Genomic DNA, 14,585 nt, shown 5'->3' with positions numbered 1-14,585 from the left:
TAAAGTTTATGATGTTTTAATTAGCAAAATAATGACATTTTTAACATTTTTTGCTTTTTTTCATTTCTCCTATTTGCTTTGGTTAAAGTTGGGTATAATTTAATCAATTTGAGTCATCCCATTAATAAGTCATCTTTAGGAGACAATATGTCATCAAAAAAAACAGTAGCCCAAATTATCGTTGATGTGCTTACTGAAGCAGGGGTTAAAAATTGCTATGGTATTGTGGGTGATACATTAAACCAAATTACTAATGCGATTAAAAAAAGTGATATTCAGTGGGTACATGTTCGGCATGAAGAGGTTGGTGCTTTTGCGGCGGGGGCAGAGGCTTATTTAACCGATCAAATCACTGCCTGTGCCGGTTCATGTGGTCCGGGGAGTTTACATTTTATCAATGGCATTTACGAAGCTCAGCGTAACAAAGTGCCGGTAATTTTATTAGCCAGCCAACTGGTCACATCCCAGCAAAATAACGATTTTCCGCAGGAAGTTGACTTTGAGGCGGTTTATAAAAATTGTTCGGTATTTTGTCAGGAAATTAGTGATCCAACTCAAGCAAGACAAATCACCACTGCGGCAATTCAAGCGGCGATTAATCAACGTGGGGTGGCTGTTTTAGTTATTCCGTATAATATTAGTTTAGAAAAAGTGGAAGATAACAGCGGGCATAAGATCTACCACCCTAAACCGATTATTCGCCCGTCAGATAGAGAGCTTGCGCAAATTGCGGAAGTGTTGAACAAACATGATAAAGTTGCGATCTTCGCCGGACAAGGTGTGCATGAAGCGCATGATGAGCTTATTGGGCTGGCAGAAAAATTAAAATCGCCGATTATACATACCTCAAGAGCGAAAGATTTTGTCGAATATAACAACCCGTATAATGTCGGTATGACAGGTATGTTTGGCGTTGAGTCAGGTGCAACAGCGATTAAAGAGTGTGATGTACTTTTAATGATAGGGGTTGATTTTGCCTGGTCACAATTTTATCCCGATAATGCAATACTCATTCAAGTTGATATTGATGCAACACATCTTGGTCGCCGTCATCCGGTAAATATTGGGGTAGTTGGTAGCAGTCAACCAACGTTAGCGGCCTTAACGCCTTTAATCGATGAAAAACACGATGCGGCATTTTTAGAAAGATGCCGTGAGTTATATGTAAAATCGATGGCGAAATTAAATAAAAAGTCGATTGCGTCAAAATCGACCATACATCCTCAATATTTAACTGAATTAGTTGATAAATATGCTTCTGATGATGCGGTACTATGCGCTGATGTCGGATCGCCAATGGTTTGGGCTAGCCGACATTTTAATACCAATGGTAAAAGGCGCACGGTAATAAGCTTGAAACATGGCACCATGGCCAATGCGATGCCGCAGGCTTTAGGGGTACAAAAAGCGTTTCCTAATCGTCAAGTTATCACCTTATCCGGCGACGGCGGGATTAGTATGTTAATGGGCGATCTGTTAACCACCATTCAAGAAAATCTACCGATTAAAGTTATTGTATTAAATAATGGTTCTCTTAACTTTGTTGAACTGGAACAAAAATCCGAAGGGCTGGTTGACCACTATACTGATTTGAAAAATCCCGACTTTGCTAAAGTGGCCGCTGCCATGGGCTTATTCTCGATTAGTGTTGATCGTTCTGATTTATTAGAAGCGGCGGTGCAATCATTCTTATCGCATCCAGGGCCGGCGCTATTAGATGTTAAAACCAGCGCCAATGAATTAGTTATGCCACCAGAGATCAAAGCCTCACAAGTTATGGGTATGGCACTTTACAGTGTCAAAGCTTCATTAAGTGGTAAAATGGGGGATGTGGTGCACTTATTGGTCGATAATTTCATTAAAAAATAACGTTTAAGATTCTATTATCGCTAATTTTGATTAACCATTATTGCTGTTAGTGATGTTCAGTCGCAACCTTGAAAAAAAGACTCTGCCGCTTTATGCGGCAGAATAATTGCTTTAAAAGCTAACAGCGCCTTGTTCAGCTGAGGTTAAATTTTCACGAAGAACAGTAAATAGCTCCCGCCCATAACCTTGATGAGAATCACGCAAATCAAATGGATCAGGTTGCCGCTTAGCAAGCTCAGCTTCATCGACCAGTAGCGTAAGCTCACCGGTTAGCCCATTGACTCGAATCTTATCGCCCGGTTGTACTTTACTTAACAATCCACCGTCATAAGCTTCCGGCGTTACATGGATTGCTGCTGGGACTTTACCGGAAGCGCCGGATAATCGACCGTCGGTGACCAGTGCCACTTTATAACCCCGATCTTGCAGTACGCCAAGCGGGGTGATCAGTTTGTGCAGTTCCGGCATACCAATGGCTTTGGGTCCTTGAAAGCGCACGACAACGACACAATCTTTATTTAACTTTCCGGCTTTATACTGCGCATCTAAATCATATTGGCTGTTAAAAATAACCGCAGGTGCTTCAATAATTTGATGCTCAGCGGCAACCGCTGACGTTTTCATAATTGCTCGTCCTAGATTACCGGACAGCACTTTTAAGCCACCATGCGAGTGGAACGGTTTTTTAATGGAGGCAATCACTGATTCATCTAATGATTGCGTTGGTCCTTCACGAAATACCAGTTTGCCATTGTCTAAAATTGGCTCTTTGGTATACCGGCTAAGACCGCGGCCGGCCACTGTTTCAACATCTTCATGGAGTAAACCGCCAGCTAATAGCTCTCTAACTAATAATGCTGTGCCACCCGCTGCTTGAAAATAATTGATATCGGCCGGTCCGTTTGGATAGATACGGCAAAGTAATGGAACGACCGTTGATAGATCGGAGATATCATCCCAATTAATCATAATCCCAGCCGCTTTTGCCATAGCGACAATATGCATGGTTAAATTGGTCGAGCCACCGGTGGCTAATAGCGCAACTAAGCCATTAACAATCACTTTTTCATCAACCATTTTACCAACAGGCAGATAGTGACCGGATTGGTGAGTAAGGCGAGTTATCTGTTTAGCAGCGGCGTTAGTCAGCTCCGTTCTTAATGCCGTTTGAGGATGAACAAATGCCGCCCCCGGCAAATGTAATCCCATTAACTCAATAACCATTTGATTACTATTGGCTGTGCCATAAAAGGTACATGTGCCACTGGTATGATAAGAGGCTGACTCAGATTCTAACAGATCTTCACGTGATGCTTTCCCTTCCGAATAAAGCTGACGAATGCGAACTTTTTCTTTATTTGATAGTCCTGACGGCATCGGTCCGGCTGGAATAAAAATTGCCGGTAAGTGACCAAATGTTAAAGCCCCAACCAATAAACCCGGTACGATTTTATCGCAGATCCCTAAATACAATGCTCCGTCAAACATGTTATGTGACAGACCGACAGCAACCGACATGGCAATCACATCTCGACTCATTAAAGACAGTTCCATGCCCGGTTCGCCTTGCGTTACCCCATCACACATAGCCGGCACACCCCCAGCCATTTGCCCAACTGCCCCGGCTTGGTGTAGCGCTTTACGTATTTGCTCCGGATAAAACTCATAGGGTTTATGCGCTGAGAGCATATCGTTATAGGCACTAATAATACCAATATTACTTTTTAAAATATTTTTTAAATCGTTTTTTTCATCCGCACAGCAGGCGGCAAAACCATGCGCCAGATTGCTACATGGCAATTTGGCTCTGTTTACGTTATGTTGCATCGCCTGCTCAATTTTTTGCAAATAAGCTTCACGAGAAGCTTTCGATCGTTCAATAATACGTTGTGTTACAGCTTCAACGGTAGGATTCACATTAACCTCTTGGACTATCTTTATTCTTGTTATTAATTTTTATATGTTACTGACCTTGGCAAATTGAACAAATCACTTGTTCAGTATCGTTAACCACCCCGTCTAATGATTGTTCGATATCGACCGTGTAAACATCTTTCTCATCTTGATCGGGCTCTTCGAGCGTATCAAATTGTGATTGCAACATGCCGGCTTTTTGATAATGCCCTTTACGCTCAGCAAGTCGCTTAGCAATCACATCGAAACTGCCTTTTAGATAGATAAAATGAACATTTTCATTTTCGCCACGAATAATGTCCCGATATTGTCGTTTCAAGGATGAACAGATAATTAACGACACATCATTAACATTACTCATCGCAAAGGCAGCATTACTGATTAGTTCAAGCCATGGCATACGGTCTTGATCATTTAACGGCGTACCGCTGCGCATTTTTAAGATATTGGCTTTCGGATGTAAAAAATCACCGTCTAAAAAAGCGGCGTCAAGATTATAGGCTACTTGTTTGGCAACTGCTGATTTACCACTACCCGATACCCCCATTAAAACAAAAACATGTTTATTATTTTTCGTCATTACTTGTCCTTAATTTGCTCCCATGTTGTTACGGGTAACATTTTGACATTTTAATCCGTTATTGCAATTCAAAAAAGTTGATTTTGTGATCTGGATCATACTTTGTTTTGGGTAAAGGTTTTTATCCCGATTTGGGATCTTAACTTTATTTTAAAAAATAGATTTCGATCACAAAAATATAAAATCCTATTTGTTTTTTATTTCGAAAGTATTTAATCTTTCGATATTGTTTTTGTTTTCGAAAGTAATAACCTAAAACGTAATATCAAAAAGATAAAAAATGGAGAGTAAATATGAATAAATGTCAGCTTCTTTTCGAAGACAATCTTAAATTTGACAATGAGTTAGCCTTACTGACTTATTTAAGTCAACAGTTACAAAAAAAAGGGATTGTCAAACAGAGCCATTTGAAAGCTTTACTTGATCGGGAAGCATTATATCCAACCGGTATTTTGCTCGATGGCTATGCAGTGGCGATTCCACATTGTGAAGCTGAGCATGCTAACAGTCCTGCGATTTTTATTCTTCGCACCCAATCTCCGGTTTCATTTCAACGTGCAGATGACGATGGCACCGTTGATGTTTCATTGATTATTTCATTGGTAGTGACTTCACCGGCTGATCAACTATCACTGTTAAAAGCACTTTTTACCCATTTACAAGATAAAGAATTTTATCACTTTTTATTAAATCGCTCGCAAGACGAAGTTACCGAACGTTTTAATGAAGTGATATTTAATCAATAAGTTGTTTAGGAGGCATTATGAAAAAAAAAGATTATTGTTGCATGTGGTGGCGCTGTTGCGACGTCAACTTTAGCAGCAGAAGAGATAAAAGAGCTATGTAATGAAAATAATATTGAGCTCGATTTAGTGCAGTGTCGTATTAATGAAATTAATACCTTTATTGATGATGTCGACCTGATCTGTACGACGGCAAAAATGGATCAAACATTTGGTGATATTCCGATTGTGCATGGTATGCCTTTTGTGTCTGGCGTTGGAATTGAGCAGTTAAAAGCAAAAATATTGTCTATTTTAAAAGGATGAACCTATGTTTACTGAAATTATGCAGTACATCTTAGATTTGGGGCCGTCTGTAATGCTACCCATTGTGATTATTCTGTTTTCACTTTCGCTAAGAATGAAAATTGGTGATGCATTAAAAGCCGGGATTCATATTGGGATTGGCTTTGTCGGTATTGGTTTGGTGGTTGGCTTATTAACCAGCTCAGTTGGGCCGGCAGCTCAAGCTATGGCAGAAAGATTTGATATCAGTTTGAATGTTGTCGATGTTGGTTGGCCTGGCGCTGCCCCTATGACGTGGGCATCGCAAATTGCGCTGGTTGCCATTCCCATTGCCATTGCAGTAAACATTGCCATGTTACTTTTAAGATTAACCCGTGTTGTTAATGTTGATATTTGGAACATTTGGCATATGACCTTCAGCGGGGCGCTGGTTTATATTGCAACCGGCTCTTACTGGCTAGGCATTGCTGGCGTGGTTGTGCATGCAATTATTGCTTATAAATTGGGGGATTGGTTTGCTAAAGATACCAAAGATTTTTTTGAGCTTGACGGCATTGCCGTGCCACATGGTACATCGGCCTATTGTGGACCGATAGCGGTTTTTGTCGATGCGGTGATTGAAAAAATACCCGGCATTAGAAAGATTAATTTCAATGCGGTAGATATGCAAAAAAGATTTGGCGCATTTGGCGAGCCCGTCACAGTTGGTTTATTTATGGGGATTTTATTAGGCGTATTAGCCGGTTATGGGGTGAAACAGACTTTACAACTTGCGATTCAAACCGCAGCAGTCATGCTATTAATGCCAAGAGTGATTAAACCTATTATGGACGGTTTAACCCCAATATCTAAACAAGCGCGTAAACATCTGCAATCAAAATTTGGTGGGCAAGACTTCCTTATCGGCTTAGATCCGGCACTATTATTGGGTCATTCAACCGTTGTTTCTGCCAGCTTAATTTTTATCCCATTAAGTATTTTTATTGCCATTGTACTGCCCGGTAATGAAGTGCTTCCTTTTGGTGACTTAGCAACTATCGGCTTTTTTATCGCAATGGGTGTGGCGATTCATCAAGGCAATCTGTTTAGGATTATTATTTCCGGTTCAATCATTATTGCTATTACTTTATGGATTGCCACGCAAATGGTGCCATTAACCACTCAGCTTGCCGTCAATGCCGGTACCATTACTGCCGGTAATGGCATCTCGGTTGGCGCAATGGATCAAGGTGGTTCGCCAATTACCTATATCTTAGTTCAACTGGTTAATTTAAAACAACCGATCGGGTTTGCCTGCATTGGTCTCTTTTACCTGTTTTGCCTATTTTTGACCTGGCAACGTGCGCAAAAATACAAATTGTTATTAAAACAGCAACAGGTAGAAAGTGATAATGGCGCGAACAAATCATAAAAATAGTAATTTTTAAAATCCAATTAGCAACGTTCACTGTTAAACCAGTGAACGTTAAAACAGCAACCTATTTGATTATTAACATAGGAAAATAATATGAAAGCAGTCGTTGTTAATGATGAGGGGACTTTATCTGTAGAAGATATTGAGATGCCCAAAATCACTTCACCAGATCAAATTCTGGTGAAAGTGGCGTATTGTGGGTTATGCGGTTCTGATATTCCACGTATTTTTCATCATGGTGCACATTTTTACCCAATCACACTTGGTCATGAATTTAGTGGCACGGTTGTCGAAATGGGCAGCGATGTGACAGAGTTTGAGATTGGTGATCTGATCTCTTGTGTACCTTTATTGCCTTGTTTTAAATGTGATGAGTGTCAAAAACATTACTATTCACTTTGTAAACACTACACCTTCGTTGGTTCAAGAATTACCGGCGGTTTGGCACAGTATATCGTCATAAATAAGAAAAATGCCTTTAAGTTACCGAAAAGTGTTAGCCCTATTGAAGGGGCATTTTTTGAGCCAATGACTGTTGGGATGCATGCACTATTATTGGCTGACGGTTGTCAAAATAAAAATGTAGTGATTGTTGGCGGCGGTACCATTGGTTTGCTTGCTATGCAGTGTGCCAAAGCGATGGGCGCTAAATTTGTTGCGGTATTAGATATTAATCAAGAGCGCTTAGATCTGGCTAAAAAACTAGGTGCTGATGCGGTTTATCACTCAAAAAATATGACAGCTTCGGCGATCTATGAAGCATTGATGCCACATCGATTTGATCAGGTGGTATTAGAAACCGCCGGCACACCAGCGACAGTAAGCTTAGCCATTGAAATAGCTGGCGCTAGAGCCAAAGTCGGTTTGATTGGCACATTGCATCATGATGTGACCCTTTCAGAAAAAACGTTCGGAATGATTTTACGCAAAGAGCTTGAGATTTTAGGTAGCTGGATGAATTACTCAGCACCATGGCCTGGCAAAGAGTGGCAACTCGTTAGTCAGTTTTTTGTTGACGGTAAAATCAGGCTTGATGAGTTAATTGCTGGGGTGGGGGATTTTGATGAATTTACTCAGCAAGTTAGTGCGTTAAACGGTCATCCAATGAACGGTAAGATTTTATTAAATTGCATGTAATTATCTGATTTAAATCAGCCAATAAAAATGAGCGCTTATCTTTTGATTTTGTTTGTTATACACTGCTGAAAAATTTTCGAAAAAGGAAATATTATGAATGCAAGTGAAAGACGTCAACAAATAGTCGAACTTCTTAATACGAAAGGAACTGTTTTGGTTAGTGATTTATCAGGACAATATGATGTTTCGGAAGTGACAATCAGAACAGATCTTCGTTTGTTGGAAAAACAAGGGGTTTTGACTCGATTTCATGGCGGCGCAACCAAAATCATGAGTAAAGGCGATTTAAAATCATTTAAAGAGTTGCAATTAGAAGAACGTTATCAACGTTTTATAGAAGCCAAAAAACGCATTGCAATTGAAGCAGTTAAACATGTTAAAGAGGGGGATACCATTATTTTAGATAGTGGTAGTACCACAATGTTGATAGCTGAAGAGTTAGTAAAACTCAAGCATATCACTGTCATTACCAACAGTCTTACTTCTGCATTTATTTTATCGGATAACAGTGACATTATGTTATTTATGTGTGGTGGTACGCTGAGGCATAAGACCCGTTCTTTTCATGGAAAACTTGCTGAGCAATCGTTAGACGGCATTTCTGCTGATATTTTGTTTGTGGGTGCAGATGGAATAGATGCAAAAAGAGGAATAACAACGTTTAACGAAGGCTACACTATCAGTAGTGTGATGGCTAATGCGGCAAGGCAGGTTGTTGCGGTTTTAGATTCATCAAAATTTGGACGAAATGGCATTAATATCGTATTACCACTTAATAAACTAAGTACCATAATTACCGATACTGATGTCGATAACAGTTATAAACAACAATTTGAAGAAAAAGGCATTGGTTTTATAGCTGTTTAAATTTTTTAACTGGTGATTGTGTATCTTTTTGAACAAAGCTTAAAAGATCTTTTAGCTAAATAGTCGATTTTGGGTAATGAACGTAATGATAGCAATGGATTGTTGTTGGCTATTTGGTTGATTAATACTATTGAACTCATTTGATTATTTAAGCTTGTTATTTCTCCCAATGCTATGACTTTGCAATCAATACGTAGGTGAGAATATGATATTAACAATTACCATGAATCCTTCCGTGGATATCTCTTATCCACTCAATACGCTCCATATTAATGATATTAATCGTGTTGCCAATGTTAGAAAAACTGCTGGTGGTAAAGGACTCAATGTCACACGAGGTGTGAAGTTTTCCGGCATCGAGGTGTTAGCTTCCGGTATTGTTGGCGGTACAACAGGTGAATATATACAAAAACAGTTAGATAGTGACAATATCCACTACCATTTTTATGTTACCAAGCATGAATCACGAAATTGTATTGCAATACTACATGAAGGCAATCAAACCGAAATTCTCGAATCCGGGCCAACACTCGGACAAAAAGAGGTGGAGGCCTTTTTAGCGCACTATCAAACGTTAATGGACAAAGCCAAAGTGATGACCATTTCCGGATCGCTGCCACAAGGTTTTCCGGTTGATTTTTATGCCACATTAATTCAAATCGCCAATAAAAAGGGCATTCCTGTTTTGCTAGATTCCTCCGGCAAGATGTTATTAGCTACGCTGGTGTCTGAACATAAACCTTACTTAATTAAGCCGAATAAAGATGAATTACAACAAATAATTCAAATGGATATTGATGTAAATGATACGGCTTCGTTGATTAAGGCGGTTGATCATCCACTGCTAAATGCAATCCCTTACATCATTATTTCACTGGGTAAAAATGGTGCTTTTGCGCGTTGTCATCAGCAATATTATCAAGTTTCAATCCCTAAAATTAATGTTGTCAATCCGGTTGGATCTGGCGATGTAACGTTAGCGGGACTTGCGGTGAGTATCCATGAAAACGAATCGATAGAAACCATGCTCAAACGGGCGATGACAATGGGCATGTTAAATGCCATGGAATCGCAAACCGGGTTTGTGAATATGCACAATTATGATGATTATTTTCAACAAGTTATTGTTAACCAAATTTATTAAATATCAAGATTAATTCAGGAGTTATTATGTATCTTATTTCAAGTCAAGAGATGTTAAAAAAAGCGCAACGTGAAAATTATGCTGTTCCGGCATTTAATATTCATAATCTTGAAACAATTCAAGTTGTGGTTGATACCGCAAAACAGTTGCAGTCGCCGGTTATATTAGCCGCCACCCCCGGCACTTATCGTTATGCCGGCACAGAGTATTTAATCAATATTTGTAAAACAGCAGCCCAAATTAAGCATTTCCCGTTTGCTTTGCATCTTGATCACCATGAAGATGTCGATGATATTCAAGCCAAAATTGCCGGCGGCATTCGTTCAATTATGATCGATGCTTCACATCATCCCTTTGAAGAAAATATTGACATTGTGCGTAAAATGGTCGAATTTAGTCATAAATTTAATGCCAGTGTTGAAGCTGAATTAGGGCGTCTGGGCGGGCAAGAAGACGATCTTATCGTAGATGATAAAGACAGTGCCTTTACCGATCCGGATGCGGCAAGGGAATATGTCGAGCGCACTGGTATCGATTCTTTAGCGGTGGCAATTGGATCCGCTCATGGGATGTATAAAGGTGAGCCTAAATTGGATTTTGATCGATTAGCCAAAATACGCGAAAAAGTTACCATTCCATTGGTGTTGCATGGCGCTTCGGGAATACCTGAAGCAATGGTGAAAAAATCGATTTCATTAGGTATCTGTAAAGTGAATGTGGCAACTGAATTAAAAATTGCTTTTTCAGATGCGTTGAAACAATACTTTCAAGCGCAACCGGATGCTAACGATCCAAGGCACTACATGCAACCAGCTAAACTGGCAATGACGAAAATTGTGGAAGATAAAATCCGTATTTGTGGAAGTGCAGGTAAATTATAATATGAAAGCTAAAGGTATTTTGTTTGATTTAGATGGAACTTTGGTGAACTCTCTACCGGCAGTTGAACGCTGCTGGTTGAAATTTGCTCAGCGGCATCATTTAGATGCCACTCAGGTATTAACAACCATTCATGGGCGTAAAGCTATCGATAATATTGAGCTGTTTTTACCTGATCAACCCGCTAGTTTGATTGAGCAAGAATATCATTGGATGGAGCAATTAGAGTCAAATGATGTACAAGGGATTGATGAAATACCGGGCGCAAGCGATTTTCTGCAGCTATTATCATCAATGAATATCCCTTGGGGGATTGTTACTTCCGGCACTAAAATTGTGGCTGAAGCAAGATTTAGTTTGCTACAGGTTGCCAAACCGCCGGTATTTATCACCGGCGAAATGGTAGCTAACACCAAACCAGCGCCGGACGGCTATTTGCAAGGCGCAAAACTATTAGGTTTAGCTGCCAGTTCGTGTATTGTTTTTGAAGATTCCGCTGCGGGCATTGAGTCAGCAAATAAGGCTAATTGTCAGGTGATTGGTGTTAATACGTCTAATTTGATTAATCATCATGCCCAGCTAACTATCGATAACTTTAATGATCTGATTGTTGAAAAAATCACAGGTAGCGATCAATTCATCATTAATAAAAAAACGTTTTGCTAATAAGATAATCCTCGGCGGTGTTACCTGCTTTTGCTCCACACAAGCGCAATTGATTTAACCGTCTTTAGATTGAAAGTATACAAAAATTAGCTAAATTTATGCATACTTTCAACTCGTTAAAGGTTATTGCGTTGCCTTACTCATCGCTTGTTTAAAGGTTGAAAAAGCACAAAAGCCCAGCGTGTTAATTGGGCAATTCTCCATTTCCAACGTCACCTTATGTGGTGGGTTTTGTCGGTTTAATTCGGTTAAATGACGAATTTGATCGGTAGATTGATAAAAATATTCAATTTTCATCATCGCTTCACCAGTTTGATTGTTACGCCATTTCTGAAAGACAACCTTGCCACCGATAGGCGTTGTTTCAAACTGATCGGCAAGCTGATAAGGTTTAATCTTTATGGTTGAAAATAGTGAAGCGACATTAGAATCATGGCCTACAAGTAAAGTGAATTTTGGTTTATTTTCATTTTCGCTAAACGACTGATTGATGTAGTTCACTAACTTTGTGGCAACTTGCTTAGCAACAACCGGTGAACCAAATAATACCGTGTTGTAATTTTCTTTTATGGCAACCAGCTGTTCAAATTGTTGATTACTTTTTATTTTACCCCATGCAACATCTTGCAAAGGGGCGCCTTCATAGTATTGTAGAATAAATGCATCAGCAATCGATGTGCCTGTGCGTAATGGTCCGGTGATACCCGGCTCTTTTCCTTTTTCAATGATGAGCTTAGTGGGTAAAGTCGAAAAATCACACTGTTTATCGGTAAGGCAATTTTGCGATTGTGAATAATTTAGAATATCTGACATGTCTTGATAGGCATGAGCCAATTTGTTATTTAAACCTTTCACACCGTCATTGTCGGCAATGTTATTAATGGCATTAATCGCCGATTGTTTAAATTCAGCGCTATCATCGCTGATCACCGGGAAAAATAGCGGATCCATTGTGCCTAAGGTTTCTTTATGCACAACAGGCACGTTGCAGCCAGGAAAGGCACCAACCGCAAAATATTGTCCGGTTGCGATAGTGCGTTGTAGGCTATTGGTATAGATGTATACATCGTTTTGGTCAGGGCAATCTTTTTGATCTAATAACTTATTATCGGCTAACCATTGACTAAAATAATGACCAAAATAGCTCTCTAACACCCCACCACGAGTGGTGAGGTAACTTGCCGGGGTATCCCACTGTGGCCACTGATTAGGGGTGACTTTGCCCAAAGTACTATTGGGACTGGCTAAGGGGGCTCGTAAACCATGACGGCTAAAAACGACCACTTGTTCCAACGTGTAATGATTCAGTGTTTCTAATGCTTGAGTTGAAAAAGATAAAATACACGTTAAAGCTAACACGCCTTTTAATCGTATTTTTTTCATATGCTCTCCTTTGACTGGTATAACATGTTGTAATTGATGAGGTTCATAACTGCTGACCATTAATCAATACGTTTAATTCCTTTTATTTAAGCTTTGCTGTGCATCGGGTTTGGTCATTGATATTGGCTTTTAAATTGCTCGGTTTGATAGACAAAATTGCCATTTACCATGGTTGCAGTAACTTGATTTTGTTCATTAAGCAGCACTAAATTAGCCACTTTATTGACCGCAATAGTACCTAACTGATTATCAATGCCTAATGCTTTTGCCGGATAATGGCTACCATGGAGCCAAGCTTGCTCAAAGGTAATACGGGTAAAGTTGGCAAGATTATTCACCGCCCGATCGAGCGTTAAGGTACTGCCAGCTAAACTACCGTCTTGAGTTCGCACTACATCGTTTTCCATGTGCACGGGTAATTGACCTAAATAGTAATCGCCGTTTGGCATTCCGGTTGCTCGCATGGCGTCGGTAATTAATAGCAGATTGTGACCGCAACACTTATGTGCAATGCTAACCGCTGCCGGATGCACATGATGACCGTCAACAATGATTTCGGTTTGGCAATTATCAATGCTCAGTGCCGCACCGACCACACCCGGATTACGGTGATGCAAACCGGACATGCCGTTATAGCAATGTACAACACCACTGGCGCCGGCTAAAAGTGCCGCTTTAGTAGTTTCATAATCGGCATTAGTGTGACCAATCATGACTCGGATATTTTGACTACATAACCATTTAATAATCGGTAAGGCGCTTGGGTATTCCGGCGCCAGCGCAATACATTTTAGTGTGCCGTCAGCTAACTTAAGCCACTTTTCAATAAGTTCACGGTCGGGGGCTTGTAAAAGTTCTTCCGGATGTGCGCCTTTATGAACGGCATTAAAGAAAGGACCTTCTAAATAAGAACCTAGTATGGTGGCGCCAGCGACTCCCTGTTTAATACTCTCTTTGACTTGAACTAACGCCGCTTCAATCTTTTCATGGCTTTCTGTCACTGTTGTCGCCAAAAATGCACCGACGCCGTGGCTGGCTAAAAATGAGCTAATGGTATTAAGTGATTGATGAGTGGCGTCCATTGTATCGGCACCCATTACGCCATGAATATGGGTATCAATCAGTGCCGGCATAAGTTTGAATTGATTGGGACAGGGCGTGTTACTTGGCTTGATATCGATAATTTTGCCATCTTTGATGTCAACGATAGCATTATCAAGCCAACCAACAGGTGTAAACACTTGCTTAGCATGGATTTGTTTAAATTCCATCCGTACGCTCCTTATTTGTTAGCGATTTTTTTTGATGTTCATGCCATAAGCTGGTGACCGTATTTTTACCGTTTTCAATGGTATGGTGGCGGAGTGTGGGTAAATCCAGCTCATCACGCCGAAGTAATACTTCAAGTAATAGTGGCATATTAATACCACTGACAACTTCAATATTATTATATTGATAACTTATCGTTGCTGCCAGCCTAAATGGCGAGCCACCAACAATATCTGTTAAAAATATCACACCTTCGCCACTATCACAAAGTGTTAACGCGCTATTTAATTGTTGTTCTAACTGTTCGCTACTCATACCGTCGGGAAAATTGACGGCAATAAATTGTGGCTGTTCACCAATAATTTGGCAAGCCGCTTGATAAAGTCCGGTAGCAAAGCTACCGTGACCTGTTAAAATTACACCTATCATTTATCC

Annotated in this window: 14 protein-coding genes; 9 read left to right on the top strand and 5 right to left on the bottom strand. The window is 40.1% G+C overall.

The genetic code is table 11. From position 1 onward, the window contains the following. The first annotated feature begins 147 nt into the window (after window positions 1-147). Window positions 148-1,869, top strand: a complete 1,722-nt coding sequence (locus J3U74_RS06950) for a thiamine pyrophosphate-dependent enzyme (RefSeq protein WP_220218651.1) — start codon at window positions 148-150, stop codon at window positions 1,867-1,869. 111 nt (window positions 1,870-1,980) lie between these two features. Here J3U74_RS06950 and edd read toward each other — a convergent pair whose 3' ends face one another. Together edd and gntK are read right to left on the bottom strand one after the other, a co-directional pair. Then, a complete protein-coding gene (edd, locus tag J3U74_RS06945; protein WP_267329610.1) occupies window positions 1,981-3,786 on the bottom strand; it encodes a phosphogluconate dehydratase in 1,806 nt (601 codons plus the stop codon). A 46-nt stretch (window positions 3,787-3,832) separates the two neighbouring features. Continuing rightward, window positions 3,833-4,363, bottom strand: coding sequence for a gluconokinase (gene gntK / locus J3U74_RS06940; RefSeq protein ID WP_267329611.1), 531 nt, complete (start codon window positions 4,361-4,363; stop codon window positions 3,833-3,835). 293 nt (window positions 4,364-4,656) lie between these two features. On the opposite strand from gntK, the gene gatA reads away from it, so the two are divergent. The 8 genes from gatA to J3U74_RS06900 all read left to right on the top strand — a co-directional run bounded on the left by gatA (window position 4,657) and on the right by J3U74_RS06900 (window position 11,498). Further along, window positions 4,657-5,109 carry a PTS galactitol transporter subunit IIA gene (gene gatA, locus J3U74_RS06935; RefSeq protein WP_267329612.1) on the top strand — a complete coding sequence of 151 codons (453 nt, stop codon included), beginning with the start codon at window positions 4,657-4,659 and terminating at the stop codon, window positions 5,107-5,109. Between the two features lie 30 nt (window positions 5,110-5,139). Next, the gene (gatB, locus tag J3U74_RS06930; protein WP_267329638.1) at window positions 5,140-5,412 is read left to right on the top strand and encodes a PTS galactitol transporter subunit IIB; all 273 of its coding nucleotides are present in this window, start codon (window positions 5,140-5,142) and stop codon (window positions 5,410-5,412) included. Window positions 5,413-5,416: 4 nt separating this feature from the next. Then, entirely contained in the window at window positions 5,417-6,802 is a 1,386-nt protein-coding gene (locus J3U74_RS06925) for a PTS galactitol transporter subunit IIC (protein ID WP_267329613.1), read from the top strand. Between the two features lie 96 nt (window positions 6,803-6,898). Continuing rightward, window positions 6,899-7,942: an alcohol dehydrogenase catalytic domain-containing protein gene (locus tag J3U74_RS06920; RefSeq protein ID WP_220218656.1), complete on the top strand. Its 1,044-nt coding sequence runs from the start codon at window positions 6,899-6,901 to the stop codon at window positions 7,940-7,942. A gap of 93 nt (window positions 7,943-8,035) precedes the next feature. Further along, window positions 8,036-8,809, top strand: a complete 774-nt coding sequence (locus J3U74_RS06915; RefSeq protein ID WP_267329614.1) for a DeoR/GlpR family DNA-binding transcription regulator — start codon at window positions 8,036-8,038, stop codon at window positions 8,807-8,809. Window positions 8,810-9,014: 205 nt separating this feature from the next. Further along, window positions 9,015-9,953 (top strand): tagatose-6-phosphate kinase, encoded by a 939-nt coding sequence (lacC, locus tag J3U74_RS06910; RefSeq protein ID WP_267329615.1) that lies wholly within the window; start codon window positions 9,015-9,017, stop codon window positions 9,951-9,953. A 26-nt stretch (window positions 9,954-9,979) separates the two neighbouring features. Beyond that, entirely contained in the window at window positions 9,980-10,834 is an 855-nt protein-coding gene (locus J3U74_RS06905) for a tagatose bisphosphate family class II aldolase (RefSeq protein WP_267329616.1), read from the top strand. Window position 10,835: 1 nt separating this feature from the next. Next, window positions 10,836-11,498, top strand: coding sequence for an HAD-IA family hydrolase (locus J3U74_RS06900; RefSeq protein ID WP_267329617.1), 663 nt, complete (start codon window positions 10,836-10,838; stop codon window positions 11,496-11,498). Window positions 11,499-11,621: 123 nt separating this feature from the next. On the opposite strand, the gene agp is transcribed toward J3U74_RS06900, so the two are convergent. From agp to agaF, 3 genes are all read right to left on the bottom strand, one after another. Then, on the bottom strand, window positions 11,622-12,881 hold the full coding sequence (gene agp, locus J3U74_RS06895) for a bifunctional glucose-1-phosphatase/inositol phosphatase (RefSeq protein WP_267329618.1): 1,260 nt from the start codon (window positions 12,879-12,881) through the stop codon (window positions 11,622-11,624). Between the two features lie 113 nt (window positions 12,882-12,994). Continuing rightward, window positions 12,995-14,152 carry an N-acetylglucosamine-6-phosphate deacetylase gene (gene nagA / locus J3U74_RS06890; protein WP_220218662.1) on the bottom strand — a complete coding sequence of 386 codons (1,158 nt, stop codon included), beginning with the start codon at window positions 14,150-14,152 and terminating at the stop codon, window positions 12,995-12,997. After that, on the bottom strand, window positions 14,142-14,579 hold the full coding sequence (agaF, locus tag J3U74_RS06885; protein WP_220218663.1) for a PTS galactosamine/N-acetylgalactosamine transporter subunit IIA: 438 nt from the start codon (window positions 14,577-14,579) through the stop codon (window positions 14,142-14,144). Before agaF ends, nagA begins: the two co-directional genes overlap by 11 nt. Between the last annotated feature and the right edge of the window lie 6 nt (window positions 14,580-14,585).

Source organism: Gilliamella sp. B3892, from assembly GCF_026536305.1.
Lineage (GTDB): Bacteria > Pseudomonadota > Gammaproteobacteria > Enterobacterales > Orbaceae > Gilliamella.
This window is presented reverse-complemented; position numbering and strand designations above follow the sequence as displayed.

Coding starts and splice junctions, on each gene's coding strand:
- J3U74_RS06915 (WP_267329614.1), top strand. CDS start 8,036: ATGAATGCAAGTGAAAGACGTCAACAAATAGTCGAACTTCTTAATACG.
- lacC (WP_267329615.1), top strand. CDS start 9,015: ATGATATTAACAATTACCATGAATCCTTCCGTGGATATCTCTTATCCA.
- agaF (WP_220218663.1), bottom strand. CDS start 14,579: ATGATAGGTGTAATTTTAACAGGTCACGGTAGCTTTGCTACCGGACTT.
- gntK (WP_267329611.1), bottom strand. CDS start 4,363: ATGACGAAAAATAATAAACATGTTTTTGTTTTAATGGGGGTATCGGGT.
- J3U74_RS06950 (WP_220218651.1), top strand. CDS start 148: ATGTCATCAAAAAAAACAGTAGCCCAAATTATCGTTGATGTGCTTACT.
- agp (WP_267329618.1), bottom strand. CDS start 12,881: ATGAAAAAAATACGATTAAAAGGCGTGTTAGCTTTAACGTGTATTTTA.
- gatA (WP_267329612.1), top strand. CDS start 4,657: ATGAATAAATGTCAGCTTCTTTTCGAAGACAATCTTAAATTTGACAAT.
- nagA (WP_220218662.1), bottom strand. CDS start 14,152: ATGGAATTTAAACAAATCCATGCTAAGCAAGTGTTTACACCTGTTGGT.
- J3U74_RS06920 (WP_220218656.1), top strand. CDS start 6,899: ATGAAAGCAGTCGTTGTTAATGATGAGGGGACTTTATCTGTAGAAGAT.
- J3U74_RS06925 (WP_267329613.1), top strand. CDS start 5,417: ATGTTTACTGAAATTATGCAGTACATCTTAGATTTGGGGCCGTCTGTA.
- J3U74_RS06905 (WP_267329616.1), top strand. CDS start 9,980: ATGTATCTTATTTCAAGTCAAGAGATGTTAAAAAAAGCGCAACGTGAA.
- J3U74_RS06900 (WP_267329617.1), top strand. CDS start 10,836: ATGAAAGCTAAAGGTATTTTGTTTGATTTAGATGGAACTTTGGTGAAC.